The sequence below is a fragment of the Amycolatopsis saalfeldensis genome (assembly GCF_900110575.1).
Classification (GTDB): Bacteria; Actinomycetota; Actinomycetes; order Mycobacteriales; family Pseudonocardiaceae; genus Amycolatopsis; species Amycolatopsis saalfeldensis.
In genome coordinates, this window is sequence record NZ_FOEF01000006.1 from 110,511 (window position 1) to 134,271 (window position 23,761).

At 74.4% G+C, this 23,761-nt stretch carries 20 protein-coding genes and 1 pseudogene; 13 read left to right on the forward strand and 8 right to left on the reverse strand.

What is annotated here, in order from left to right:
* Nucleotides 1-38 precede the first annotated feature (38 nt).
* Genes BMY97_RS15985 through BMY97_RS15995 form a run of 3 tightly spaced genes read right to left on the reverse strand, consistent with a single transcriptional unit; the run spans nt 39 to nt 2,315 of the window.
* Nucleotides 39-479, reverse strand: a complete 441-nt coding sequence (locus BMY97_RS15985) for a hypothetical protein (protein ID WP_091617635.1) — start codon at nt 477-479, stop codon at nt 39-41.
* 1 nt (nt 480) lies between these two features.
* Nucleotides 481-1,050 carry an RNA polymerase sigma factor gene (locus tag BMY97_RS15990; protein ID WP_091617636.1) on the reverse strand — a complete coding sequence of 190 codons (570 nt, stop codon included), beginning with the start codon at nt 1,048-1,050 and terminating at the stop codon, nt 481-483.
* Nucleotides 1,051-1,055: 5 nt separating this feature from the next.
* Nucleotides 1,056-2,315, reverse strand: a complete 1,260-nt coding sequence (locus BMY97_RS15995; protein WP_091617637.1) for a S8 family peptidase — start codon at nt 2,313-2,315, stop codon at nt 1,056-1,058.
* Nucleotides 2,316-2,360: 45 nt separating this feature from the next.
* Between BMY97_RS15995 and BMY97_RS16000 the strand changes: the two genes are divergently transcribed.
* The 3 genes from BMY97_RS16000 (at nt 2,361) to BMY97_RS16010 (ending at nt 7,020) form a co-directional block, all read left to right on the forward strand.
* The gene (locus BMY97_RS16000; RefSeq protein ID WP_091617638.1) at nt 2,361-4,985 is read left to right on the forward strand and encodes a CHAT domain-containing protein; all 2,625 of its coding nucleotides are present in this window, start codon (nt 2,361-2,363) and stop codon (nt 4,983-4,985) included.
* Between the two features lie 71 nt (nt 4,986-5,056).
* The gene (locus BMY97_RS16005) at nt 5,057-6,328 is read left to right on the forward strand and encodes a hypothetical protein (protein ID WP_091617639.1); all 1,272 of its coding nucleotides are present in this window, start codon (nt 5,057-5,059) and stop codon (nt 6,326-6,328) included.
* On the forward strand, nt 6,328-7,020 hold the full coding sequence (locus BMY97_RS16010) for a hypothetical protein (RefSeq protein WP_245787339.1): 693 nt from the start codon (nt 6,328-6,330) through the stop codon (nt 7,018-7,020). The genes BMY97_RS16005 and BMY97_RS16010 overlap by 1 nt, the downstream gene beginning before the upstream one ends.
* Here BMY97_RS16010 and merB read toward each other — a convergent pair.
* Nucleotides 6,975-7,694: an organomercurial lyase gene (gene merB / locus BMY97_RS16015; RefSeq protein ID WP_091617641.1), complete on the reverse strand. Its 720-nt coding sequence runs from the start codon at nt 7,692-7,694 to the stop codon at nt 6,975-6,977. The two genes, BMY97_RS16010 and merB, sit on opposite strands and share 46 nt — an antisense overlap.
* A 96-nt stretch (nt 7,695-7,790) precedes the next feature.
* Here merB and metF point away from each other — a divergent pair, with 96 nt between their 5' ends.
* From metF to BMY97_RS16035, 4 genes are all read left to right on the forward strand, one after another.
* Complete coding sequence (gene metF / locus BMY97_RS16020; RefSeq protein ID WP_091617642.1) at nt 7,791-8,675, forward strand: methylenetetrahydrofolate reductase [NAD(P)H]; 885 nt, start codon at nt 7,791-7,793, stop codon at nt 8,673-8,675.
* Between the two features lie 49 nt (nt 8,676-8,724).
* The gene (locus tag BMY97_RS16025; RefSeq protein WP_177231368.1) at nt 8,725-10,410 is read left to right on the forward strand and encodes a DUF885 domain-containing protein; all 1,686 of its coding nucleotides are present in this window, start codon (nt 8,725-8,727) and stop codon (nt 10,408-10,410) included.
* Nucleotides 10,410-11,321, forward strand: coding sequence for a class I SAM-dependent methyltransferase (locus BMY97_RS16030; protein ID WP_091617644.1), 912 nt, complete (start codon nt 10,410-10,412; stop codon nt 11,319-11,321). The genes BMY97_RS16025 and BMY97_RS16030 overlap by 1 nt, the downstream gene beginning before the upstream one ends.
* A gap of 920 nt (nt 11,322-12,241) precedes the next feature.
* A complete protein-coding gene (locus BMY97_RS16035) occupies nt 12,242-13,150 on the forward strand; it encodes a DMT family transporter (RefSeq protein ID WP_091617645.1) in 909 nt (302 codons plus the stop codon).
* Nucleotides 13,151-13,152: 2 nt separating this feature from the next.
* Here the strand turns inward: BMY97_RS16035 and BMY97_RS16040 are convergent, their stop codons facing one another.
* Together BMY97_RS16040 and BMY97_RS16045 are read right to left on the reverse strand one after the other, a co-directional pair.
* Nucleotides 13,153-13,725 carry a GNAT family N-acetyltransferase gene (locus BMY97_RS16040; protein WP_091617646.1) on the reverse strand — a complete coding sequence of 191 codons (573 nt, stop codon included), beginning with the start codon at nt 13,723-13,725 and terminating at the stop codon, nt 13,153-13,155.
* On the reverse strand, nt 13,722-14,246 hold the full coding sequence (locus tag BMY97_RS16045) for a YbaK/EbsC family protein (protein ID WP_091617647.1): 525 nt from the start codon (nt 14,244-14,246) through the stop codon (nt 13,722-13,724). Before BMY97_RS16045 ends, BMY97_RS16040 begins: the two co-directional genes overlap by 4 nt.
* A 223-nt stretch (nt 14,247-14,469) precedes the next feature.
* On the opposite strand from BMY97_RS16045, the gene BMY97_RS16050 reads away from it, so the two are divergent.
* The 6 genes and pseudogenes from BMY97_RS16050 to BMY97_RS16075 all read left to right on the forward strand — a co-directional run bounded on the left by BMY97_RS16050 (nt 14,470) and on the right by BMY97_RS16075 (nt 18,435).
* Complete coding sequence (locus BMY97_RS16050; protein ID WP_091617648.1) at nt 14,470-14,934, forward strand: SAV_6107 family HEPN domain-containing protein; 465 nt, start codon at nt 14,470-14,472, stop codon at nt 14,932-14,934.
* On the forward strand, nt 14,924-15,691 hold the full coding sequence (locus BMY97_RS16055) for a maleylpyruvate isomerase N-terminal domain-containing protein (protein ID WP_091617649.1): 768 nt from the start codon (nt 14,924-14,926) through the stop codon (nt 15,689-15,691). The genes BMY97_RS16050 and BMY97_RS16055 overlap by 11 nt, the downstream gene beginning before the upstream one ends.
* A gap of 160 nt (nt 15,692-15,851) precedes the next feature.
* Nucleotides 15,852-16,010, forward strand: a pseudogene (locus BMY97_RS48415) (VOC family protein); the annotation flags it as partial.
* Nucleotides 16,011-16,099: 89 nt separating this feature from the next.
* The gene (locus BMY97_RS49135) at nt 16,100-16,234 is read left to right on the forward strand and encodes a hypothetical protein (RefSeq protein ID WP_281246904.1); all 135 of its coding nucleotides are present in this window, start codon (nt 16,100-16,102) and stop codon (nt 16,232-16,234) included.
* A 34-nt stretch (nt 16,235-16,268) separates the two neighbouring features.
* Entirely contained in the window at nt 16,269-17,255 is a 987-nt protein-coding gene (locus BMY97_RS49140; protein ID WP_281246901.1) for a VOC family protein, read from the forward strand.
* 97 nt (nt 17,256-17,352) lie between these two features.
* Nucleotides 17,353-18,435, forward strand: coding sequence for a GNAT family N-acetyltransferase (locus BMY97_RS16075; RefSeq protein WP_091617650.1), 1,083 nt, complete (start codon nt 17,353-17,355; stop codon nt 18,433-18,435).
* Between the two features lie 48 nt (nt 18,436-18,483).
* On the opposite strand, the gene def is transcribed toward BMY97_RS16075, so the two are convergent.
* Both def and BMY97_RS16085 read right to left on the reverse strand, forming a co-directional pair.
* Entirely contained in the window at nt 18,484-18,984 is a 501-nt protein-coding gene (gene def, locus BMY97_RS16080; RefSeq protein WP_091617651.1) for a peptide deformylase, read from the reverse strand.
* 56 nt (nt 18,985-19,040) lie between these two features.
* Nucleotides 19,041-23,708: an ATP-dependent helicase gene (locus tag BMY97_RS16085; RefSeq protein WP_091617652.1), complete on the reverse strand. Its 4,668-nt coding sequence runs from the start codon at nt 23,706-23,708 to the stop codon at nt 19,041-19,043.
* Nucleotides 23,709-23,761: the final 53 nt, after the last annotated feature.

Below are 23,761 nucleotides of genomic sequence, written 5' to 3' on the forward strand. Positions count from 1 at the left end.
CGGTCGCGCCGGGTGCCCCGGATGTGGCGCACGAGACGTCAGGCGCGCGTCCACTCCGTGTGCACGTCGGGCCCGGTGCCGGTGCGCACCCGGAGCCGGAACAGGCCCCTGGGCGCGGGCCGCAGCGTGAACCAGCCGACCTCGTCGGCGGCCGTGCTCGCGACGACTCCGTCCGGGCCGCAGAGCTCGACCGTGGCGGCCGAGGGCGGGACGAGCTGGCCCAGCAGCGCGTCCGGCGTCAGCTCCACGGAGACGGTCAGGCCGCCGGCGGTGAAGGTCAGCGAACGGTGCCCGCCGCCGCCCGCGCGGGTGCCGGCGGGCGCGGCGGGCGCCAGCTCGGCCAGTTCGGCGTCGACCGCATGCCAGGTGAAGGCCGCTTTTGCCGCGGTGACAAAGCTTTCCGGCACTGCACGCCGCTCGCGCAGGGCGTCGGCGAGGTCGGCCAGCAGCCGCTCGTCGGAGTCCCAGTCGTCCGGCATCTCAGGCTCCCGCCGTGGTCGGGGCCAGCGCCGCGACAGGCGGGCTGCGGCGCAGCAGGCCGAGGCACCGCAGCCGGTTGGGGCCGATGCCGCCGACCGCCATGCCGAGCTGCTCGCTGATCCTCGCGTACGCCACGGGCGGATCGTCGAACAGCATCTCCAGCAGCCGGCGGCAGCGTTCGGGAAGTGTGGCGAAACCCCTTCGCAGCGCGAGCCGGCGCTCTTCGGCCAGCAGCCACTCGTCGGCCGCCGCGACGGCCTCGTCGGGGAAGGGGTCGTCCTCCACCGGGATCTGGCGCAGCTTCGCGCGCAGCAGGCGCAAGCACTCGTGGCGGGTGGTCGTCGCGAGCCAGCCGGGCAGCGCGGCGGGCTCGCGGAGGCGGCCCAGCTGCTCGACCAGGCGGAGCCAGACCGCGGCCCCAACGTCGTCCGCGTCGGCGCCGGAGAGCCGGTGCCGCCCGCAGACGGCCCAGACCAGCGGCGCGTACCGCTCGACGATCTCGTCCCACGCGCCGCGGTCCCCACCACGAGCCCTGGTCACCAGCGCCACCACCGACGGGTCGTCCCGCATGGGGCTCATTGTCCCGGGTTCGGGCCGGTCCAGTGGTACCGCTCGACGCCTGAACCCGGGTCGTCCAGCACCAGTTCGAACGCCTCCGCGGGGCTCACCCGCCCCGGCACGGTCCACGCCGCCACCATGCCGGTCACGCGGGCGGCGGCGAACGACGTGCCGGTCCACTTCGCCCAGCCGCCCGGGTAGGCCCCGCGCACCTCGAACCCGACCGCCTGGCAGGACACCCACGGCGCGTCCGGGCTGAAGGGCAGCCGGATGCCGTCGCGGTCCATCGCGCCGACCGCGACCACCCCCGGCAGGGCGGCGGGCCACATCGGGGTGGTGCCGGTCAGCAGCGGGTCCTCGGTCTCCCCGTGGTTGCCCGCCGCCGCGATCACCAGCACGCGGCGGGGCAGCCGGTCCACCGCGCGGCGCAGCACCAGCGACGGAGCGCCGTCGAGCGTGTGCGACGCCAGCGAGAGGTTCAGGATGTCGGCCCGGTCGCCGAGCCGCACGATCTCCTGGGCCACCTCCCACTCGGTCGCCTCGCTGGTCGCGCCGTCGAGCGCGCCGTCGGCCTCGATCCGCGCCGCGGGGGCGTGCGCGAGGATCACGGAGCAGACGAACGTGCCGTGCCCGGCCCGGTTGGTCAGCAGCGTGGTGGTCCCCTTCGTGTGCCATTCGCGCGTCGAGACGTCGCGGCCGGTGAACACCGGGTGCCGGAACAGCGGCGTGTCGATCATGGCCACCGCGACCCCCGCCCCGGTCACCGCGTCCGCGGCGGGCTGGTCCGCGGGGCCGGCGTCCATCGGGTCGCCTGCGGTCATCGGCTTCGACCCCTCGGTGCCGATCGCGATCGGCCCGATCACGCCGCCGCTCATCGGCTTCGACCCGGCGATGCCGACCGTTCCCATGGGCTTCGACCCGGCGGGCTCGATCCCGCCTGCGCCCATCGGTTTCGACCCGGCGGACCCGATCGAGCCGAGGGTCGACCAGTGCAGGTCGACCTCCGGCTGCCACCCGCCCGCGGATGTGGCGAAAACCGCGCGGAGCCGTCCCGGCAGGTCGGCGACTTCGCCGGTCGAGCACGCCACTCCGGTCAGCCGGGCGAGGCCGAGCCGGGTGTCTTCGACGACCTCCGCCCACTCCGTCTTCAGCTCGCGCAGCGCGTCGAGCACCACCACCAGGTCGTCGCTGTCGACGATCAGCTCGTCGGGAAGGGGTTTCAGCTCGGCGGCGAGCGGGAGGGTCTGCCCGTTCGGCTGTTCCGGTGTTTCGGTCATCTGCGTAGATTCCTCTCGAGGTGGTCTTCCCTACCGGAGTCGCGAATGCGCGCTGTGATGCATCACCCCGGCGCAAAAGAACAGGCGGACGCCGTCGTGCGGCTCGCCGACCTCGACCCCGCCCGCGCGCTCGGGCCGGCGCGCGAAGCGGTGGCCGCGGCGGCGCGGGAGCGGGACGCGGCGGCCGGGTCCGTCGCCGAGCGGGCCTGGGGCCACGCCCTCCTGCACTGCGGCGAGATGGACGACGCGCTGCGCCACTTCCGCCGTTCGGTGCGGTGCGCCGAGCGCGCGGGCTCGGCGGCGCTCGCGGCCGAGGCGCGGATGAAGATGGCGTTCGCGCTGCTGCAGCGGGGCCGTCCCGCCACGGCGTTGCGGGAAATCGACCTCGCGGTGCCCGACCTCGACGGCGCGCCGGCCGGCCGCGCGCTCGCCCAGCGCGCGATCGTGCTGCACATGGACGGCCGCCTCGACGAGGCGCTCGCCCAGTTCGACGCCGTGCTGCCGACGCTGCGGGCCACCGGCGACCTGCTCGGCGTCCAGCGGCTGCTGATCAACCGCGCGTTCCTGCTGGCCGACCGGCACGCCTTCGCCGCGGCCGAGGCGGACCTGTTGGAGGCCGGACGGCTCGCGCGGCAGCTCGGCCGCGAGCTCACCGAGGGCATCGTCGCCGAGAACCTGGGCCTGGTGGAGACGCTGCGCGGGGACATCCCGGCCGCGCTGGCGCAGCTGGGCCGCGCCGAACGGATCATCGCCGAGCACGGCGCGCAGCTGGGCTGGGTGCAGCGTCACCGGGCCGAGCTGCTGCTCTCGGCCGGGCTCGTCGCCGAGGCCCGCGACGCCGCCGAACGGGCCGTCGCCACCTGCCGGCGGGAGCGCCGCCTGCTGGGGGTGCCCGAGGTGCGGCTGGTGCTTTCCCAAGCCGCTTCGCTGAGCGAAGACCCCGTCACGGCCGTGGCGCAGGCGCGGGCGGCCCGGCGCGAGTTCGCCCGCCAGGGCCGGGCCGCGTGGGCCGAACTGGCCTACCTGACCGGGCTGCGCGCGCGGTGGACGTCCGGCCCGCCGCCGCCCGTCGCGTCCGCCCGGATCGCCGCGATGGTGCGGGTTCTGGCCGGCGCGGGCTGGCCCGCGGCCGAGCTGGAGGCCCGACTTTTCGCCGGACGGCTCGCGCTCGCCCGCCGTGACCCCGAACGCGGCTGCGGCCTGCTCCGGGAGGCGGCCACGGCCCGGCGACGTGGCCCGGCGACCTTGCGGGCCCGCGGCTGGTACGCGGAAGCGTTGTTGCGTAAGGACTTCGGGGATCCCGCGGGAGTCGTCCACGCGGCCCGGTCCGGGCTGCGGGTGCTCGACGACCACGGTGCCGCCCTCGGCGCCGCGGACCTGCGCGCGCGCACCGCCGCGCAGCGCACCGACCTCGCCGAGCTGGGCCTGCGCACCGCGGTCGCGGGCGGGCGCGCGGAGGCGGTGTTCGAGTGGGCCGAGCGCGGCCGGGCCAGCCGCCTCGCCCGTCCGCCGGTCCGCCCGCCGGACGACGAGGTGCTGGCCGGCCTGCTCGCCGAACTGCGTTCCACCGCAAGGGAAGCCGAGAACGCCTCCGGCCCCGCGAAGACGCTGCCTCGCCAGGCCGCCCTGGAACGGCGGATCCGCGACCACATCCGGCAGCGCCGGGCGACCGGCGGCCCGGCGACCGAGCCGGTGCGGGTGGCCGAGCTGGGCCGCGCCCTCGGCGAGCGCGCGCTGGTCGAATGGCTCCGCCTCGACGGCGAACTCCAGGCGCTCACGGTGGTCGACGGCCGGTTGCGGCGGCACGAGCTGGGCCCCGCCGCGCGCGTGGCGGACCTGCTCGACCGGCTGCCGTTCGCGTTGCACCGCATGGCCGACGTCGCCGCCGCCCCGGCCTCGGCGGCCGCCGCCGGGCACCTGCTGGCGAACGCCGCGGGCCGGCTCGACGAGGCGCTGTTCGGCCCGCTGCCCGAGCTGGCGGGACGGCCGCTGGTGGTCGTGCCGACCGGGATCCTGCACAGCCTGCCGTGGTCGGTGCTGCCCTCCTGCGCCGGCCGGGCGGTCGCCGTCTCGCCGTCGGCCACGCTCTGGCACGCGGCGAACGCGCGCGAGGCCGCGACCGGGCCGGTCACCGTGGCCGCCGGGCCCGGGCTCGCCGGCGCGGGCGCCGAGGCCGAGGCGATCGCGGCGATCCACCACGTGCGGCCGATCACCGACGGGACCGTGGACCTCGTGCTCGCCCAACTGGCCAAGGCGCGGCTGGCGCACCTCGCCGCCCACGGCACGCTGGCCGTCGACCATCCGCTGTTCTCCAGCCTCCGGCTGCACGACGGGCCGCTGCTCGCCTACGACCTCGACCGGCTCGGCCGGGTGCCGCACACGGTGGTGCTCGCCGCGTGCGACAGCGGCCGTTCGGTCGTCTGCACCGGCGACGAGCTGCTCGGGCTGGGCGCGGCCTTCGTCGCGAACGGCGCCGCGCAGCTCGTCGCCTCCGTGGTGCCGATCCCGGACGCCGAAACGGCGCCGCTGATGGTGGAGCTGCACCGGCTGCTCGCCGACGGGCAGCCGGCGGCCGTCGCGCTGGCCCGCGCCCAGCAGGCGGTGCGGGGCCACGGCCCGGCCGCCGCCGCTGCGGCAGCGGGTTTCGTGTGCGTCGGCGCCGGTTCCTGAAACCCGCGAAACGCGCTGTATCACCGGCTCCGCCCGCGGCTCCGTTCGGCAGAGGGAGAGGTGAGGCGACCATGACGATCCTGCTGCTGGTCCTCGTACTCGCGCTGGCCATCGGGCTGACCTTGCGGCGCCGGAAACGTAAGCACGCCAAGGAAAACCTGACCGGACCGCCCGGCGGCGTCCCGGCGTTCCGCATCGTGACACTCGGCCTGCAGGGCTCGGGCAAGACCCTGCTGCTGACCGGGATCTACCGCCGCCTGCAGACGCCGGCCGACCGAGGCTTCTACCTGCGCGTGCCGCACGAGCAGCTGATCGAGCTGAACCGCTGGTACCGCAAGGCCGCCGACGTCAACGAGGAGTGGCCGCGCGGGACCACCCGCGGCGAGCTGCGCGAGTTCGAGTTCAGCGTGATGACCCAGGTCGGCGCGGACGCCGAGCCCGTGGTGAAGCTCGGTTACCTCGAGTACCCCGGCGAACTGCTGACCGACCCGGACGCGCCCGGCTCCACCGCGCAGGCCACGCTGCTCGAGGCGATCGCCGGCGCCGACGCGCTGGTGGGCATCATCGACGGCTTCCGGCTGCTCCAGGCCCACAACGGCGACCAGCGCGGGCAGCTGCTGCTCGAGGCGTCGCTCGACGCGATGATCAACGCGATGCTGCCGGTGCGCAGCCCGATCGTCTTCGTGATCACCAAGTGGGACCTGCTCGACCACCTGCACCCGGACGAGAACGAGCGGCTGCGGATGGTGCGCGAGCGGCTGCTGGACACCCCCGGGTTCGCCGATCTGGTCAAGGTCCACAGCGCCCGCCGGATCGTGCGGCTGATCCCGGTCACCGCCGTCGGGCACGATTTCGCCGAGTACCGCGACGGCGCGGTGCGCAAGAACCCCGGCGGCCGGTTCCGGCCGTCGAACGTGGAGGCCGCGCTTTCGGTGGTGGTGCCGGACATCCTGCGCCAGACCGAGATGTCGCTCGACCAGGCGACGCGGGCCGAGCTGCTCGCGGCGGCGCAGCGGCGGGTGCGGATGGGGCCGGGGGAGGCGGTGCGGACGCTCGGCGCGTACGTCACGGGGAAGGCCGCGCGGATCCTGATCTCCGCGGTCGGCGCGGGCGTGGTCGCGGAATCCGGCCTGTCGCTGCTGCTCGACACGCTCGGCCCGCGCGGCTACGACCCGGCGGAGCACAGTGCCCGGCTGGCGCGCCTGGGCGAGGCGGACCGCCGGGCGGAGGAGTTCGTCCAGGCCCGGCGACGGGTCGTCGGCGAGCTGCAGCGGCAGGTCGCGGTGCTCGAGGCGAAGCTGCCCGACTCCCGCCTCGGCGGCGAACGCTGGGGTGACTGGTGATGGGCGAGGCGTGGCCGTTCCTCGTGGCGCGGGGACGGCGGCGCGGCTACTCGGCGCTGCTCGTGCCGGGCTTCCTCGGCGAGCACGGGTTCCTGGAGGAAACCGCCGTGCCGCTGGACGACGTGTCCTTCCGCACCGCCGCGACCCCGTTCGGCTCACTCACCTGGGCCGAGCACGCGGTGACGGCGGGCGACGCCGGACGCGAGCCCCGCGACGAGCACGGCCGGCCGCTCGTCCTGCTGCACGGGTTCCTGTGCCCGCGCGGCGAACCGGACGACGCCGGCGCCGCCCTCGCCCGGACGGACGCGCTCGCGCTGGCCGTCTACCGCCGCTTCCTCGACGGCGAGGAGGAGTTCCGCGCGGAGGCGTCGGCGCCGTTCGAGGTCGGGCTGGCCCGGGTCGCGGCACTCCGGCCCGTGCGGCGTCAACCTGTCGCGATTTCGGCTCCACCGCGCCGAAAGCCGCGGCGCGGACTGGTCTGGGCGGGAGCCGGCGCGGTGGTGGCCGGTGCCGTCGCCGCGGTGGTCGCGCTGGTGTCGGCGGGCAGCGGCCCGGAACCACCGCCGCCGTGCCCGCGGGACGTGGTGACGCTGTCGCCGCAGTCACCGCCGGTGGCGAGCTGTGTGCTCGACGGGAAGATCGTCGGCTATGCGTCCCAGAAAGCCCCGGTCAGCCCGACGCCCCGGAAGTAGTCCGCCGCCTCGGCCGGCTCACGGCGCCGGTAGCCGTGGTCGAGGCGGCCCGCGTACCAGCCGCTCGCCAGGTGCCACAGCGTGTCCAGGTCGAGCACGGATCCCTTGGCGGTGCCCGATTCCCCGGCCCATCCGTCCACACAGGACTCGTCGCAGAACAGCCGCTGGAGCGAGCAGGTGCGCCGCACGTCGTCCCACATCCGGGCCACCGGCACGGGGAAGTGCGCCACCTGCGCGCCCGACGGCGGCCCTTCGCGGCCGACGACCAGCGCGCTCGGCTCGCCGCAGCCGGGACAGCGGGTCGAGACCAGCACCTCCGGCTCGTCCGGCACCAGGTGCGGGATCGCGAACGAGTCCCAAGCGCAGCCGCCCCACCACAGCGTGCGGGCGCCCATCACGGAGAACCCGAGCGGAATCGCCGCGAACGGGTGAGCCAGCGCCACGTGCTCGCACTCGTCCAGCACGAGCTGGCGGGCGGCGTCGAGGCGGTGCAGCGCCTGCTTGGCCACGGCCAGCGAGCCGTGCGCGGCGTCGGCCAGCTCCGGCGCGGTCGGCGGCCGGCCGTGCACCGCGAACGCCCGGTACACGGCCACTCGCACGTCCTCGTCCCAGGCCGTGTCCAGGCTCTCGCGGGCGGCCGGAACCCGGGTTGCTGCACTCGCTAGCTCGCTCATGGCGTCTCCATCGCGTCCGGGTTCTGACGGTACCCGTGGTCAAGGCCACGTGCAGGGAGTGCCCGCGCCCGGTTCCGCCCACTACCATTTGCGTTCATGACGTCGGTGATCGAGCGGTTGCAGGGGGACGCGCCCGCGTTCTCCATCGAGTTCTTCCCCCCACGGGACGAGGCCGACGAGGCCGTGCTCTGGAAGGCCGTCCGCGAACTCGAACCGCTGGACCCCGCCTACATGTCCATCACCTACGGCGCGGGCGGCTCCAGCCGCGACGGCACCATCCGCAGCATCGCCCGCGTCGCCACCGAGACCACGCTCTGCCCGATGGCGCACCTGACCGCCGTCAACCACTCGGTTTCGGAGCTGCGCAACGTGATCGGCTGGTACGCCGCCGTCGGCGTCCGCAACATCCTGGCCGTGCGCGGGGACCCGCCGGGCGACGTCTACGGCGACTGGGTCCCGCACCCCCAAGGGCTGAAGTACGCCGAGGAGCTGGTCGAGCTGGTCCGCTCGCTCGGCGACTTCTGCGTGGGCGTCTCGGCGTTCCCGTACGGGCACCCGCGCTCGCCGGACCTGGAGACGGACACGAAGTACCTGGTCCGCAAGTTCCGCGCGGGCGCCGACTTCGCCATCGCGCAGCTGTTCTTCGAGGCCGAGGACTTCCTGCGGCTGCGCGACCGGGTGGCCGCGGCGGGCTGCGACGCGCCGGTGCTGCCCGGCATCATGCCGCTGACCACGCTGCGGACGCTGCGCACCACCATCAGGCTGGCGGGCGTGCCGGCGCCGCAGCGGCTGCTGGACCGGCTCGAACCGCTCGCGGACGACCCCAAGGCGTTCCGCGCGGCCGGCATCGACGTGGTCACCGACCTGTGCGAGAAGCTCATCGCCGAAGGCGTGCCCGACCTGCACTTCTATACGTTCAACCGGTCCAAGGCCACGCGTGAGGTGGTGGGCCGGCTGGGCCTCGTGCCGGCTCGCGCGTAATCCGCAAGTCGGTGTCGCCGGATGGCGACAGGCCGGTAGCGTGCCCCGCATGGCTTCCACCGAAGAGGGCGTGCGCGGGATCTGTGACCGGTACGTCGACGACTACGCGGCCCTGGACCCGGTCGCCGCGACCGTGCTCGGCGTCGACGGTTACGACGACCAGCTCACCGACTACTCGCCGGAGGGGCACGCGGCCCGGGCCGCGCTCGCCGCGCGGGCGCTGGCCGCGATCACCGCCGCCGAGCCCGCCGACGCGGGCGAGCGCGTCGCCAAGGCCGTGTTCGCCGAGCGGGTGGGCCTGGACGTCGAGATCCACGAGGCCGGCCTCGACCTGGCCGCGCTGAACGTGATCGCCAGCCCGGTGCAGGACCTGCGCATGGTGTTCGACCTGATGCCGATGGACACCGCCGCGCAGTGGGGCGACATCGTGGCCCGGCTCGGGAAGGTGCCCGCGGCGCTCGCCGGGATCCGCGCGTCGCTGCTGGCCGCGGCGGACGGCGGCCACGTTTCGGCGCTGCGCCAGATCGGCAAGGTCGCCGAGCAGTGCGAGACCTGGGCGGGGCTCAAGGAGGGGGCGGGCTTCTTCACCGGGCTCGTCGGCGCTGCTGGTGAGGCCGCCGCCGGGCTGGAGGACGAGCTCGCCGCGGGCGCGCGCGGGGCGGAGGAGGCGTTCGCGGAGTTCGCGGGCTTCCTGCGCGCCGAGCTGGCGCCGCGCGCGCCGGCCAAGGACGCGGTGGGCGAGGACGTCTACAAGCTGTGGTCGCGGTACTTCATCGGCGCTTCGCTCGACCTGCGCGAGGCCTACGAGTGGGGCTGGGGCGAGTTCGCGCGCATCGACGCCGAAATGCGCGTGGTCGCGGACCGGATCCGGCCGGGCGCCACCGTCGCCGAGGCCGCCGCGGTGCTCGACGCCGACCCGCGTTACCGCGTGAAGGGCCGCGCTCAGTTCGAGGCCTGGATGCAGTCGCTGTCGGACGACGCGCTGGAATCGTTGCGCGGCAAGCACTTCGACATCCCCGACCGGCTGATGGCGCTGGAGTGCCGGATCGCGCCGCCGGGCGGCGGCGTCGGCGCGTACTACACCGGGCCGAGCGAGGACTTCAGCCGTCCGGGCCGGATGTGGTGGTCGCTGCCCGCGGACAAGGACGAGTTCACCACCTGGCGCGAGGTCTCGACCGTCTACCACGAGGGCGTCCCCGGCCACCATTTGCAGGTGGCGACGGCCGTCAACCAGGCGGACTCGCTCACCAAGTACCAGCGGCTGATGACGTTCATCTCCGCGCACGGCGAGGGCTGGGCCCTCTACGCCGAGCGCCTGATGCAGGACCTCGGCTACCTCGCCGACGACGGGAACCTGCTCGGCATGCTGTCGGAGCAGCTGTTCCGCGCCGCCCGCGTGGTCGTCGACCTCGGCATGCACCTGGAGCTGGAGATCCCGGCGGGCACGGGCTTCCACGAGGGCGAGCGGTGGACCCCGGAGCTGGGCCTGGAGTTCATGCTCACCCGCACGATCACCGATCAGGCCCACGTGCACGACGAGATCGACCGCTACCTCGGCTGGCCGGGCCAGGCCCCCGCGTACAAACTCGGCGAACGCCTCTGGCTCGCCGCCCGCGACGAGGCCCGCAGCCGTCAGGGGGAATCCTTCGACATCAAGGAATTCCACACCAAGGCGCTGCAGATGGGCGGCATGGGCCTGGACACGCTGCGCGAGCAGCTGGCCCAGCTGGACTGATGGCTTCCCCCCGGCACGACGGCGACACCTGGGACCTGGCCTCCAGCGTCGGCTCGACCGCCACCATGTCCGCGATGGCCCGGGCGATCGCGACCCGCGCGGACCCTTCGCTGGTCGACGACCCGTTCGCCGAACCGCTGGTCCGGGCCGTCGGCGTCGACCTGCTCACCCGGCTGGCCAGCGGCGAGCTGCCGCCGGGTGACCTGGTCGGGCCGATGGCGATCGACGTGGCCAAGATCCGCGCGAAGTTCTACGACGACTTCTTCCGCGACGCGGGGGCGGCGGGCGTCCGGCAGGCCGTGATCCTGGCTTCGGGGCTGGATTCCCGGGCGTACCGGCTGAAGTGGCCGTCCGGGACCGTGGTGTACGAGGTCGACCAGCCGCGGGTCATCGAATTCAAGACCCGCGCACTGGCCGCCCTCGGCGCCGAGCCCACCGCCGACCGCCGACCGGCCGCCGTCGACCTGCGCGAAGACTGGCCCGCCGCCCTGCGCGCCGCCGGCTTCGACCCGGCCCGGCCGACCGCGTGGAGCGCCGAAGGCCTGCTGGGCTACCTGCCGCCCGAGGCGCAGGACCGCCTGCTGGACACCATCACCGAACTCAGCGCACCGGGCAGCCGCGTGGCCACCGAAAGCAAGCCCAACCCGAACCCGGGCGGCGAGGAGAAGGTCAAGGAAGGCCTGGACCGGATCTCCGAACTCTGGCGCGCCCACGGTTTCGACCCCGACATGACCAGCCTGCGCTACTTCGGCCCCCGCAACGAAGCCGCCCCCTACCTGACCACCCTCGGCTGGACCCTGACCGGAAGCACCATCGGAAACCTGCTCACCACCAACGGCCTCCCCACCAAGGACGACGACCTGCGCATGGGCGGAATGCTTTACGTCAGCGGCATTCTCGGCCAGAAGTAGCGTCACCCGGCGCGGCAACCTGCTCGTCGCGCGGGTCGGTGCGCGAGGTCGTCGGAGTGCTCACGCCCCGACCCCGACTGCCCCGACCCCGACTGCCCCGACAGCGGCTGCCCCGACGGCGGCTGCCCCGACGGCGGCTGCCCCGATTCCGGCCGCGCCGAGCCCGGCCGCTTCCACCCTGAGCGGCCCCGCCCGATCGCCTCGCCCCGGTCGCGCTGACCCCCGGCCGCTTCCACCCTGGCTGGTCCCGCCCGATCGCCTCGCCCCGGTCGCGCTGACCCCCGGCCGCACTGACCTTGGTGGCGCTGATTCCTGGCCGCACTGGCCCCAGTCGTGCCGACCCCGGCCGCTTCAACCTGACCTAGCCCGACCTCGGGCCGCGCCGACCTCGGGCCGCGCCGACCTCCGGCCACGCCGATCCCGGCTGCGGGACCCGCCGCATTGGCCCCGGTCGCCTCGACCTCCGGCCGCGCCGACCTCCGGCCGCTTCGACTCCGGCCGTGCCGATCCCGGCCGCGCCGACCTCTGGCCGCTTCGACTCCGGCCGCGCTGACCCGGCCGCGCCGAGTCCGGCCGTGCCGATCCCCGCCCCGCTGATCTCGGCCGCACTGACCCTGACCGCGTCGATCCCGGCCGCGCCGGCCAGCCCAGACCGCGCCCGCCCCGGCCGCACTGACCCCAGCCACACCGCCAAACATCCCAGCCCGCTGGAAAACCCTTGGCCCCACCAGGTTTCCGTCACTAGGCTCCCGCCCGTGCATCGGATCTTCCTCGTCACCCCGCCGCCCCGCGTCTGAGCGGGGTGGTACCAGCCGCGGTGTCGGTTCCGCGGCTGTTCGGTGCTGCCGTAACACGGCCTGGACAAAGTCCGCCCCGCGTCGTCGAACGTCCTGAAATCCTTCGACGCTGGAGCGTTTCCGATGTCTCTTTCGACAACTTCGCCCGCGCGCGCCCGTTCGTCGGCCGCGCTGGTGCTCGCCGGGGTGCTGTGGGGCACCGGCGGGCTCGCCGGTTCGTTGCTGGGGCAGCTCGCCGGGCTGCACCCGCTGGCCGTGGCCGCGTACCGGCTCCTGGTCGGTGGCTTCATTGCCTCCGCGTACGTCGCTCTTACCGGCGGCCTGCGCAACCTGCCGCGCACCCCCGAAGCGCTACGCCGCCTGCTCGCGGTGGGCGGCCTGTTCGCCTTGTTCCAGACCAGCTACTTCGCCGCTGTTTCGCTCAGCTCGGTCAGCACGGCGACGATGACCACGATCGGCGCCGCACCCGTTGTGCTCACCGTGGTTTCCGCGGTGCGAAACCGTCGCGCGCCCCGGCTGTGGACGCTGGTGTCCGTCGGCGGCGCCGTGGCGGGGCTGGTGTTGCTGCGCTGGTCGCCGGAGGTGGCGACGTCACCCGCGCGGCTGGCCGGCGGGATCGGCTTCGCGCTGCTCGCGGCGGCCGGGTTCGCCGTGCTCACGCTCGTCACGGCGAAGCCCGTCGACGGTCTGGAACCGTTGTCCACCACGGCATTCGGCTGCCTGGCCGGGGGACTGCTGCTGACGCCCGCCGCGATGTGGCTCGGCATGGGCCTGCCTGCCCGTGCCGACGTGCTGCTGCTGGCCGTGTACTTCGGCGCTGTCCCGACGGTCGTCGCGTATGCCGCGTACTTCCGCGGCCTCGGCGGCGCGCATCCGGTGCTGGGCGCGCTGTCCGCGCTGCTGGAGCCGCTCACCGCGACCGTGCTTTCGGTCGTCTTCCTGCACGAACGCCTGAGCGCGCTCGCGTGGGGCGGCGCGGCGCTGCTCGTCGCGGCGCTCGCGGTCGGCTACTGGCGCCCGGAACCGAGGTGACGTTACGGCGCGTCGAGCGGCAGCGGACGGCCGAGGATCGCGAACGGCCGCGGGTCGCCGGTGAAGTGGTAGTCGCGCAGCACGTCGAGGAAACCCAAGCGGCGGTACAGCTTCCACGCCCGGCTGGTGCCCTCCGGCGTGGACAGCAGGACGTTGGCGCTCGGCACGCCGTCGAGCAGCCGGCGCAGCAGGTCCTCGCCGATGCGCTTGCCCTGGTTCTCCGGGCGCACGTGGATCTCGGTCAGCTCGAAGTAGTCGGTGAGCCAGCGGTCGGCTTCCGGCACGCCCGAGCGGCGGGTCAGCCCCTGGCGCACCTGCTCGTGCCACCACTGCCCGGCGCGGCCCTTGTACCCGTAGGCGATGCCGAGCAGTTCGTCGTCGGCGTCGAGGGCGGCCATGCAGCGCCAGCCCGCGCGCAACGCGTGCGTCAGCCACATCGGCGCGCGCTGCTCGGCGGTGCCGTCCGGGTAGCGCATCGCGGTCACGTAGATGGCCAGCGCTTCGGGCAGGCGCGCGCGGAACTCGTCCGCGGAAAGCTGGACGTAACGGAAGCACCCGGAGGACGTCGCGGTCACGATCGGTCATCCTTCTCTTCGCCCGCCAGCTCGCCGGCGGTGGCCCCGGTCAGCTCCGCCAGGCCGTCGAAGGTCGTCGGGAAGACCGACTTCGGGTGTCCGGCCGCGGCCCACACCACGTCGTAGGCGCGCAACGCCGTGTCCACGAGCGTCACCAGTTTCGCCGGGTGGCCGACGGGCGCGACGCCGCCGATGGGCTGACCGGTGTGCTCGCGGACGAAGGCCGCGTCGGCCTTGCCGACGTCGGTGAGGCCGGAGAGCTCGGCCAGCCGGGCCGGGTCGGCGCGGTGGGCGCCCGAGGTGAGGGCGAGCAGCGCCGTCTCCGCGCCGTCGGCGGTGCGGGCGCGGAAGACGAGGCTGTTGGCGATGGCGCCGACCGGGACGCCGAGTGCTTCCGCGGCCTGCGCGGCGGTGCGGACTTCGGCGGGCAGCACGCGTACGCCGTCGGCGGCGGCCTGCTGGCCCGCCTCGGCCAGCACGGCTGTGACCTTGGCGACGGCGGGATGGTCGAGCGAGCTCATGCGGTTATGAGACCACGCCACCGGCACCGTGTCCCGCGCCACGCCCCCGGAATCCACCGGCGGGGTTGAGCGAACGCGGCACCTGGGGTTACTCTGGAAATCGTTCGAACAGACGTTCGACAACTGGTGAGCGCGCACCGGCCGGTGCCCGGCGCGAGGGCGGGGGAAGCGCCTCCGCTCCGGGCACCGGGCCGGGGCTCACCCGAGCAGGAGGAGGGTTGTCATGTCCGTCTCGGTCGTGTCCCCCGCGGACCCCGGGCAGCCGCAGCTGCCCCTGTCGCTGCGGCCGCCCGCGCCGCCGGCCGCGGTCGCCCTGCTCGCCCAGGCCAAGCGCGGGCTCGCCGAAGCCGAGCGCGAGCGCGACCCGGCGGAACGATTCATCGGGGCTTATCTGTCCGCGCTGCGCGGCGCCGCGGCAGTGCTCGCCGCGCGTGGCCGCCCGGGCCGCGGACGCTCCCGCCCGGCCAGCGGCTGGGTGCTGCTCGACGTCGTCGCGCCCGAACTCCGTGAGTGGTCGGCGTTCTTCGCGGCCAACTCGGCCACTCGCGCCGCCGCGGAAGCCGGCATCACCGGCCGGGTCACCGCCGAGTCGGCGGCGGACCTGTTACGCGCCACATCGCTGTTCCTCGAGGTCGTCCGCCGTGTCGTGCACGGAGAGCCTGTCACCGGCGAAGCCCATGTCGCGTGAGCTCGGTCCGGTCGACCACGGCCGGTTGCTCGAAGCCCTCGGGATCGAGGCGAGGGTGCTCGGGGAGGTGGCCCACGCGGCGTCGCCCGACAGCCCGGTGCCCACCGCGCCGGGCTGGACGCTGAGCGAGCTGCTCCGGCACGTCGGCAGCATCTACCGGCTCGCGCTGGGCTGGATGGAGGAAGGGCGCCGTCCCACCCACTGGCAGCGCGGCCCCCTGCCGGGCGAGCCGGTGGCCGGGTACTTCGACGCCGGCCGGGAGGCGCTGCTGGCCGAACTGGCCGCGCACGACCCGGCCGCGCGCGCGTCCACCTGGTGGCCCGCGGACCCGACCTACGGCTTCTGGATCCGCCGCATGCTGCACGAGACCCTGATCCACCGGTTCGACGCCGAGCGCGCGGCAGATGTCGAGCACGCCACGGTCCCGGAAGACCTGGCCGCCGACGGCGTCGACGAGGTGCTCACCCTGTACTTCGACCAGAAGCTCGCCACCATGGGCCTGGCCGGCACCCGCCACGGCACGGTGGGGATCCGCACCGGCGGGCACAGCTGGATCGCCCGCGCGGGCCCCGACGAGACGACCGCCTGGCGCTGTTCCGTCGAGGAGGCCGCCGCCGCGGACGAACTGGTCGAAGCCGAAGCGTCAAGGGTCTACCTGTGGCTCTGGGGCCGCGCGGCCCCGACCGCCGTCACCGTCACCGGCGGCCACGACCTGGCCGCCCAGGTCTGGGCCCTCCTGCGGCTCGCCACCCGCTGAACCGGAAAGTGGGGAAGCTTTCCCGGTTCCACCGCCGGCGGCTTGTGTGTCGGCAGCTTCTGCGCCGGCAGCGACCCCGCCGCCGGCACCCGCCGCCGAACCCTCAGCCGAACCCGCCTTGACAGCGGTTTCTGTCGGTACCCGCCGCTAGCTTGGCGGGATGGGCACACGTTTGGTGAACCTGGTCGTCGACGCAGCGCGGCCGCGGCAGCTCGCGGCCTTCTGGGCCGCACTGCTCGGCTGGCAGGTAGCCGCCGAGTCCCCAGCCGAAGTCGAGGTCCACGCCCCGGCCGAAGACGGGTGGGAGCTCGACCTGATCTTCGTGCCGGTGCCAGTGCCGGTGCCAGCTCTGCCAGAGTCTGCCTCGCCAGCCTCGCCAGCCTCGCCAGCCTCGCCAGCCTCGCCAGCATGGCCAGCCTCGCCAGCCTCGCCAGCCTCGCCAGCCTCGCCAGCATGGCCAGCCTCGCCAGCATGGCCAGCCTCGCCAGCATGGCCAGCCTCGCCAGCCTCGCCAGCCTCGCCAGCACTGCCAGCACTGCCTGAGTCGGCCCTGTCAGCGGCGCCGCCAGCTCTGCCGGTGCTGCCAGGGCCAGCCTTGCCAGCGCGGCCAGGGTCAGTCCCGCCAACCCCGCCAGCACTGCCTGAGCCAGCTCTGTCAGCGGCGCCGCCAGCCCTGTCGGCACGGCCAGAGCCAGCCTCGTCAGCACGGCCTGAGTCAGCTCTGTCAGCGGCGCCGCCAGCCCTGTCGGCACAGTCAGAGCCAGCCTTGCCAGCGCGGTCAGAGTCAGTCCCGCCAATACCGGCGCCGTCGTCAGCCTCGTCGGCGTTGCGGTTGCCGCCGGCTTCGCAAGTTCTGTCGGCGCGGTCAGGGTCAGGATCGCCTGCGCCGCCAGCCTCATCAGGGTCAGTCCCGCTGTTGCCGCCAGTCCTGCCAGCGCCTGGGCCGGCACCGCATGCGCCGTCGCCGGCATCGACAGCGTCCGCGCAGTCGGCGCCGGCTGGGTCGGTGGTGCCGAAGGCGGCCAAGAACCGCGTCCACCTCGATCTGGCCAGTACTTCGCCCGAGCACCAGGCTGCGCTCGTGGAGCGTGCGCTGGGGCTGGGCGCGCGCCGGCGGGATCTTGGGCAGGGCGACGTGCCGTGGGTGGTGCTGGCCGATCCCGAAGGGAACGAATTCTGCGTGCTGGAGCCGCGTGCGGTGTATGCGGGATCGGGCGCGGTGGCGGCGATCGTCGTCGATTCGGGGGAGCCTGCGCGGCTGGCGGGGTTCTGGTCGGTGCTCGTGGGCTGGCCCGTGTACTCGGCGGAGGAGGTGATCGTCGGGTTGCGGGCGCCGTCCGGGCGGGGGCCGCGGCTGGAGTTCCTGCGCTCGGCCGAGGACAAGGTCGGCAAGAACCGGTTGCACCTCGACGTCGCCCCGGCCGCGGGGGAGGACCACGCGGCGGCGGTCGCGCAGGTGATCGCGGCCGGGGCGGTGCGGGCCGACATCGGGCAGGGCGACACACCGTGGGCCGTGCTGGCCGACCCCGAAGGAAACGAGTTCTGCGTGCTCACGCCCCGCTGACCCGTGTTTCGAACGGATAACGGAACTCCGCCGAACGCTGACAAGCGCGAAACACCGCGGGACGGGCCCGGTTACAACCACCGGGGACCGTGGGGGCATGGAAACCTTCCGAGCCCGGCCGAACCGCACGCCGCTGGTGGCGGAGCTGCCGCCCGAGGAGCCGACCGCGTCCGCGTGGCGCGTCCGGGTCCGGATGGACGACCGGCCCGGCACGCTCGCGCGCCTCGCCATCCGCCTGGCCGACCTCGAGTGCAACATCCTGGGCCTCACCGTGCTCCCGGTGCCCGGCGGCGTGCTCGACGAGATCGTGCTGCGGCCCGCCACCGGCCTGCCCAAGGATGTCCTGGCGGAGGCCATCCGCGGTGAGGGCTGCGAGTGCTCCGGCATCGTCGATGCCGACGTCCGCGAGTTGCGCGATACGGCGTCGTCCGCGTTGTCGGCGGCCCGCCGCGCGGTCGACGACCCCGAGCGCCTCGCCGAAGTGCTCCGTGACGTGCTCGCCGCCGACCTCGTCACGCGGGTCCCGGCGCCGGAGGGCAACCCGGGCCGCACCGAGAGCGGCCACCGCGCGGTTTTCCCGCTCGACGCGGAAACCGTCCTCGTCGCACGCCGCCGCTGGGCGCCGTTCGTGGAGCTGGAGCTGACCCGCGCGGCCGCGTTGATCACGCTGCTGGCGGCCGCGCAGCACAACGTCTCGGGCGCGGTCGTGCTGGACCGCCCGGACGGCGCCGCCGTCGTCCTCCGCCCCGGCACCCCCCGTGACGTCGACGCTGTTTCCGAGCTGCACCAGCGTTGTTCGATGAAAACGCTGTTCCGGCGCTACCACACCGGCGTCCGCACGGTGCCGCGCAGATGGCTCCACAAACTGCTGACGCCCCCGCGCGGTTCGAGCGTTCTCGCGGTCTGCGGCCGCGAGGTCATCGGCCTGGGACAGCTGATCCCGCAACCGGACGGCACCGCGGAAGTCTCACTGCTGGTGGAGGACGCCTGGCAGGGCCAGGGCATCGGCACGGCTTTGCTGGCCCGGGTCGCCGTCCTGGCCACTGCCGCGGGCCACGCGGAACTCACCGCCGTCTGCCTTCCCGGCGACGACACGATGCTCCGGACCGCCACTCGCGCCGGCCTCCGCGCCGAACGCTCCACCACGGACACCTCGGCCCTGCGCTTCTTCCCGCGCTGAACCGAAACGCCGGCGGTGGTCAGGCTGGGCGGACCGGCGGCCGCCGGATCAGCGGTTCCAGAACCAGTCCTTGCCGCGGGCTTCGCGGAGGGCCTGCTTCTTGTGATCGGACGCGAGACGGTCCAGGTAGAGCTTGCCGTCGAGGTGGTCGGTCTCGTGCTGGAGGCACTGGGCGAGCACGTCGACGCCCTCGACTTCGATCGGCTCGTTGCGGAGGTCGACGCCCCGGACCACAGCGTGCTTCGCGCGCACCGTGGGGAACCACAGCTCCGGCACGGACAAGCAGCCTTCGCCGATCTCGTGCGTCTCCTCCGAAAGCGAGACGATCTCGGGATTGATCACGTAGCCCGTCAGGCCGCCGACGTCGTAGCTGAACACCCGCAGGCCCACGCCGATCTGCGGCGCCGCGAGCCCGGCCCGGCCCTCCGGCTCGACCGAGTCCAGCAGGTCCTTCACCAGCGCTTCGATCTTCTTGTCGAAGGTGGTGACGGGATCGCAGACCGTCTTCAGCACCGGGTCACCGAAGTAGCGCAGTTCGCGCATCGCCATGATCGAAACGTCCTTATGTCACCGAGTGTCCGCGGAAAGTCTAGTGACCACGGTGCTCACGCCCGTAGCCGCAGGCCCTTCGGCGTCGCGCGGAACCCGGCCTCCTGCAGGATGTCCGCGAGTTCGGACGTCAGCGCGTGCTCCCCGTCGGCCCGCTGCACGGCGAGCTGCCCGAGCCAGCCTTCCCGCACCGCGGTGGACAACGCCGCCGCGGCCTGCTGCAACGCCGCCCGCTCCTCGGTGAAACTCAGCAGCGACTTGCCACCTCGCTCGACGTACAACGCCGGCACCCCGTCGACCAGCACCGCCAGCGCCCCGGCCTTCCGTGCCGGCCGGTGCTTCGTGTCGCCCGTCGCGGCCGGCCAGGACAACGCCGCACCGTACGGCTGCGCCGGGTCCGCCGCGGCCAGCACCACCGCACTGCCGGTCTGGCCCGGCCGGCCCCCGGAGAGATCGGTCTGGGGGCCGGACACCGCGCGGAGCCGGTCGACCGCGCCCTTCGCCGCGAACTGCGCCGCGCCGAGGCCTTCGACGACGTAACCGCGCACGACCTGGCCGGCGTCCTCCATGCCGCGCAGCACCTTGTAGATCCCCGAAAACCCGCCCGTGACGCGTTCGGTGTCGAGGGCACCGCGGGTGAGCACCCCGTGGCGTTCCAGGAACGCTTCGGTGCGCGCGTGCGCCCGGCGGGTCGGGTCCGTCTCACGGGGTGGGGTGAGGGCCCAGCGCCCGGCGACCGTCGGCGGCCCGCTCCGCGACGGCATCGCCGGACGGCCCGCCCGCATCCGCGCGTACCGCCCGCGCGGCGCCTGCCGCCGGGGCTTGTGCGCGCCGTGCCCGGCGACCTGCGCACGCAGCGGCCCCAAGGTGTCACCGGTGACCAGCCCGGCCCAGACCAGGTCCCACAACGCGGCGACGACCGCCCCGTCTTCCGGCGGCGCCTCCAGTTGCGGCGTGGCCCGGTCCACCAGCTGGCGGAAGAACAGCGCCCCACCGTCCAAAGCGGACACGATGGCCTCGTGCAGCGGGCTCGACGGCGGATCCTCTTCCACCTCCGGCAGCAGCAGGTCCGCGACGTCGGACGGCGCCAGCGCCAGCCAGCCGTCGCCGCCCGCCAGCGCCCCGCAGCCCGCCCAGGTGACCTCGCCCGCCGTGGTCAGCTCGTCGAGCAGTGCGGGGGAGTACCCCGGCAGCCGGCTCGGCAGGATCAGCGACTCGACCGCGCTGGCCGGCAACGGCGCGCCCGCCAGCTGTTCCACCACCGACAGCACGTCGTCGGCCGTGGGCGCCGACCGCAGCCGGCCGCCGATTCCGTGCCACGCCGGCAGGAACCGGCCCAGCGCCGCCGGCTCCACGGGCTCGACCTCCGCCCGGAGCCGCGCCAGCGACGCCCGCCGCAGCCGCCGCAGCACCGCCGAATCGCAGTACTCGACACCGACGCCGTGCGTCTCCGGGTGCCCGACCGGGCTCAGCTCCCCGCGCACCAGCCTGCCCTGCCCGGTCAGCCGGTCGAGCACGCCGACCACCACCGCCGAGCCCAGCCCGAACCGCGCGGCCGCCGCCGACGCCGGGAACGGCGCGCGAATCCGCGCATACCGCGAAAGCAGGTCGCCGAGCGGGTCCTCCACCGGTTCCGTGAACGCCTCGGGCACGCCCACCGGCAGCGCCACGCCCAGCGCGTCGCGCACCCGGCCCGCGTCCTCGATCGCGAGGTATCGCTCCTCGCCGGCGATCCGCACCCGGATGGCCCGCCGCGCGGATTCCAGCTCCGCCAGCCACTCCGGCCGGATCCCGCGCTCACCAGCCTCCACTGTGGACAGATCGCCGAGGAACCGCAGCAGGTCGGCCGCGTCCTCGGCCGACCGCGCGTGGCGCTCGGGATCGAGCCGCTGCAGCGACCGCTCCACTTCGCGCACCGCGTCCGGGTCGAGCAGCTCTCGGATAGCCTCCGTGCCCAGCAGTTCGGCGAGCAGCGTGGAGTCCAGCGACAGCGCCGCCGCCCGCCGCTCGGCCAGCGGCGCATCGGTCTCGTACAGGAACATCCCGACGTAGCCGAACAGCAGGCTGCGCGCGAACGGCGAGGCCGACGGCGTCTCGACCTCCACCAGCCGCACCTTGCGCGACCGGACATCGGCCATCAGCTCCCGCAGCCCGCCCACGTCGTAGACGTCCTGCAGGACTTCCCGCATTGCTTCGAGCACCACGGGGAACCGCTCGTACTTCGACGCCACCGACAGCAGTTGCGAGGCCCGCTGCCGCTGCTGCCACAACGGCGTCCGGCGCCTCGGGTCCCGCCGCGGCAGCAGCAGCGACCGCGCCGCGCACTCCCGGAACCGGGCGGCGAACACCGCCGAGCCGCCGACCTCCGCGACGATCAGCTGCTCGACCTCTTCCGGGTCCAGCAGCACATCGTCGGCGCCGATGGTCACCTCGGCGCCGTCGGCATCGAGCGCGTCCGGCAGCCGCAGCACGATGCCGTCGTCGGAGTGCGCCACCTGCGCGTCCACCCCGCGGTTCTCCCGAAGCCGGGCCGCGATGGCCAGCGCCCACGGCGCGTTCACCTGCGCCCCGAACGGCGAGTGCACCACGATCCGCCAGTCGCCCAGCTCGTCGCGGTAGCGCTCGAGCAGGATCGTGCGGTCGTTCGGCACGTGCCGGGTCGCCGACTTCTGCTCCTCCAGGTATGCCAGCAGGTTGTCGCACGCCCGCTGGTCGAGCCCGGCCGCCGCGGCCCGCGCCCTGGCCGCCTCGGTGTCCGATGTGGACAGCTCGCGGACGAAGGCGCCCAGCGCCCGCCCCAGCTCCAGCGGCCGCCCGGCCGCGTCGCCCTTCCAGAACGGCATCCGCGCGGGCTCCCCCGGAGCGGGCACCACGAGCACGCGGTCGTGCGTGATTTCGGTGATCCGCCACGAGGACGTGCCCAGCAGGATGGTGTCGCCGACCCGCGACTCGTACACCATCTCCTCGTCGAATTCGCCGACCCGCGAGCCGGGCTTGCCGTCCGCGCCCGGGGTCATCACGGTGAACAGCCCGCGGTCGGGGATCGTGCCGCCGGAGGTGACCGCCAGCCGCTGCGAGCCCGGCCGGCCGCGCAGCTCGTCGGCGACGCGGTCCCAGGTGATCCGCGCGCGCAGCTCGCCGAACTCCTCGCTCGGGTACCGGCCGGCGAGCATGTCCAGCACCGCGTGCAGCGCGTCGTCCGGCAGCGCGGCGAACGGCGCCGCCCGCCGCACCAGCGCCGCGACGCCGGCCACCGTCCACGGCTCCAGCGCCACCATCGCGACCACGTGCTGGGCCAGCACGTCGAGCGGGTTGCGCGGGTACCGCACGGCCTCGATCGCGCCGGCCGCCATCCGCTCCGCGACCACCGCGCACGAGACCAGGTCGCCCCGGAACTTCGGGAACATCACCCCCGACGACACCGCGCCCACCTGGTGCCCGGCCCGGCCGACCCGCTGCAGCCCGGACGCGACCGTCGGCGGGGCCTCGATCTGCACGACCAGGTCGACCGCGCCCATGTCGATGCCCAGCTCCAGCGACGAGGTCGCCACCACACACGGCAGCCGCCCGGACTTCAGGTCCTCTTCGACGTGGGTGCGCTGCTCCCGCGACATGGACCCGTGGTGCGCCCGCGCGACCACCGGCGCCGCGCCCGTGGCCAGCCCGGACTGCCCGATCGCCTCGGCCGGGAACGCGTCTTCGGCGCGCAGCCCGGTCTGCTCGGCCGCCAGCTCGTTGAGCCGGGCGGTGAGCCGCTCGGTCAGCCGCCGGGAGTTGGCGAACACGATGGTCGAGCGGTGTGCCCGGACCAGCTCCAGCACCCGCTCCTCGACGGCGGGCCAGATCGACGGCCGCTTCACCGCGGCCCCCGCGATCTCCTCCTGGGTGCCGATGCCGCCTTCCGACGGCAATTCGGACAGCGAGGTCAGGTCGTCCAGCCGCTCCATCGGCGAGGGCGCCGGCCCGTCGAGGTTCGCCATGTCCTCGACCGGCACCTCGACCCGCACCTCGATCGTCTTCGCGAGCTTCGGCTGCACCACCCTGACCGGGCGCCCGCCCGCGAGGAACGCGCTCACCTCGTCGACCGGCCGGACGGTCGCGGACAGCCCGATCCGCTGCGCCGGCTTGGGCAGCAGCGCGTCGAGCCGTTCCAGCGACAGCGCCAGGTGCGCGCCGCGCTTGCTGCCCGCGACCGCGTGCACCTCGTCGACGATCACCGTCTCGACCCCCGTCAGCGACTCGCGCGCCGACGAGGTGAGGATCAGGAACAGCGACTCCGGCGTGGTCACCAGCACGTCCGGCGGTGTCTTGCCGAACGACCGGCGCTCGGCCGCCGTGGTGTCGCCGGTGCGCATGCCGACCTCGATCCCCGGCACCGGCAGCCCCAGCCGCCGCGACGCCTGCGAGATCCCGGCGAGCGGCGCGCGCAGGTTTCGCTGGACGTCGACCGCCAGCGCCTTGAGCGGCGAGACGTACAGGATCCGGCAGCGCTTGCGCGGCTCGGCCGGCGGCGGCTCCACCGACAGCCGGTCCAGCGCCCAGAGGAACGCGGACAGCGTCTTGCCGGACCCGGTGGGTGCGACGACCAGGGCGTGTTCCCCGGCATGCGCGGCCCGCCAGGCCCCTGCCTGCGCCGCGGTGGGTGCGGCGAAGGCCCCGGCGAACCACGTACGGGTCGCGGGGGAGAAGAGGTCCAACACGTCTGCTGCCACGTTCCCCATCATGCGCGGCACCCCCGACAATTTCGGTCCCGGCCGCCGCCGGGGCCGGTCCGCTC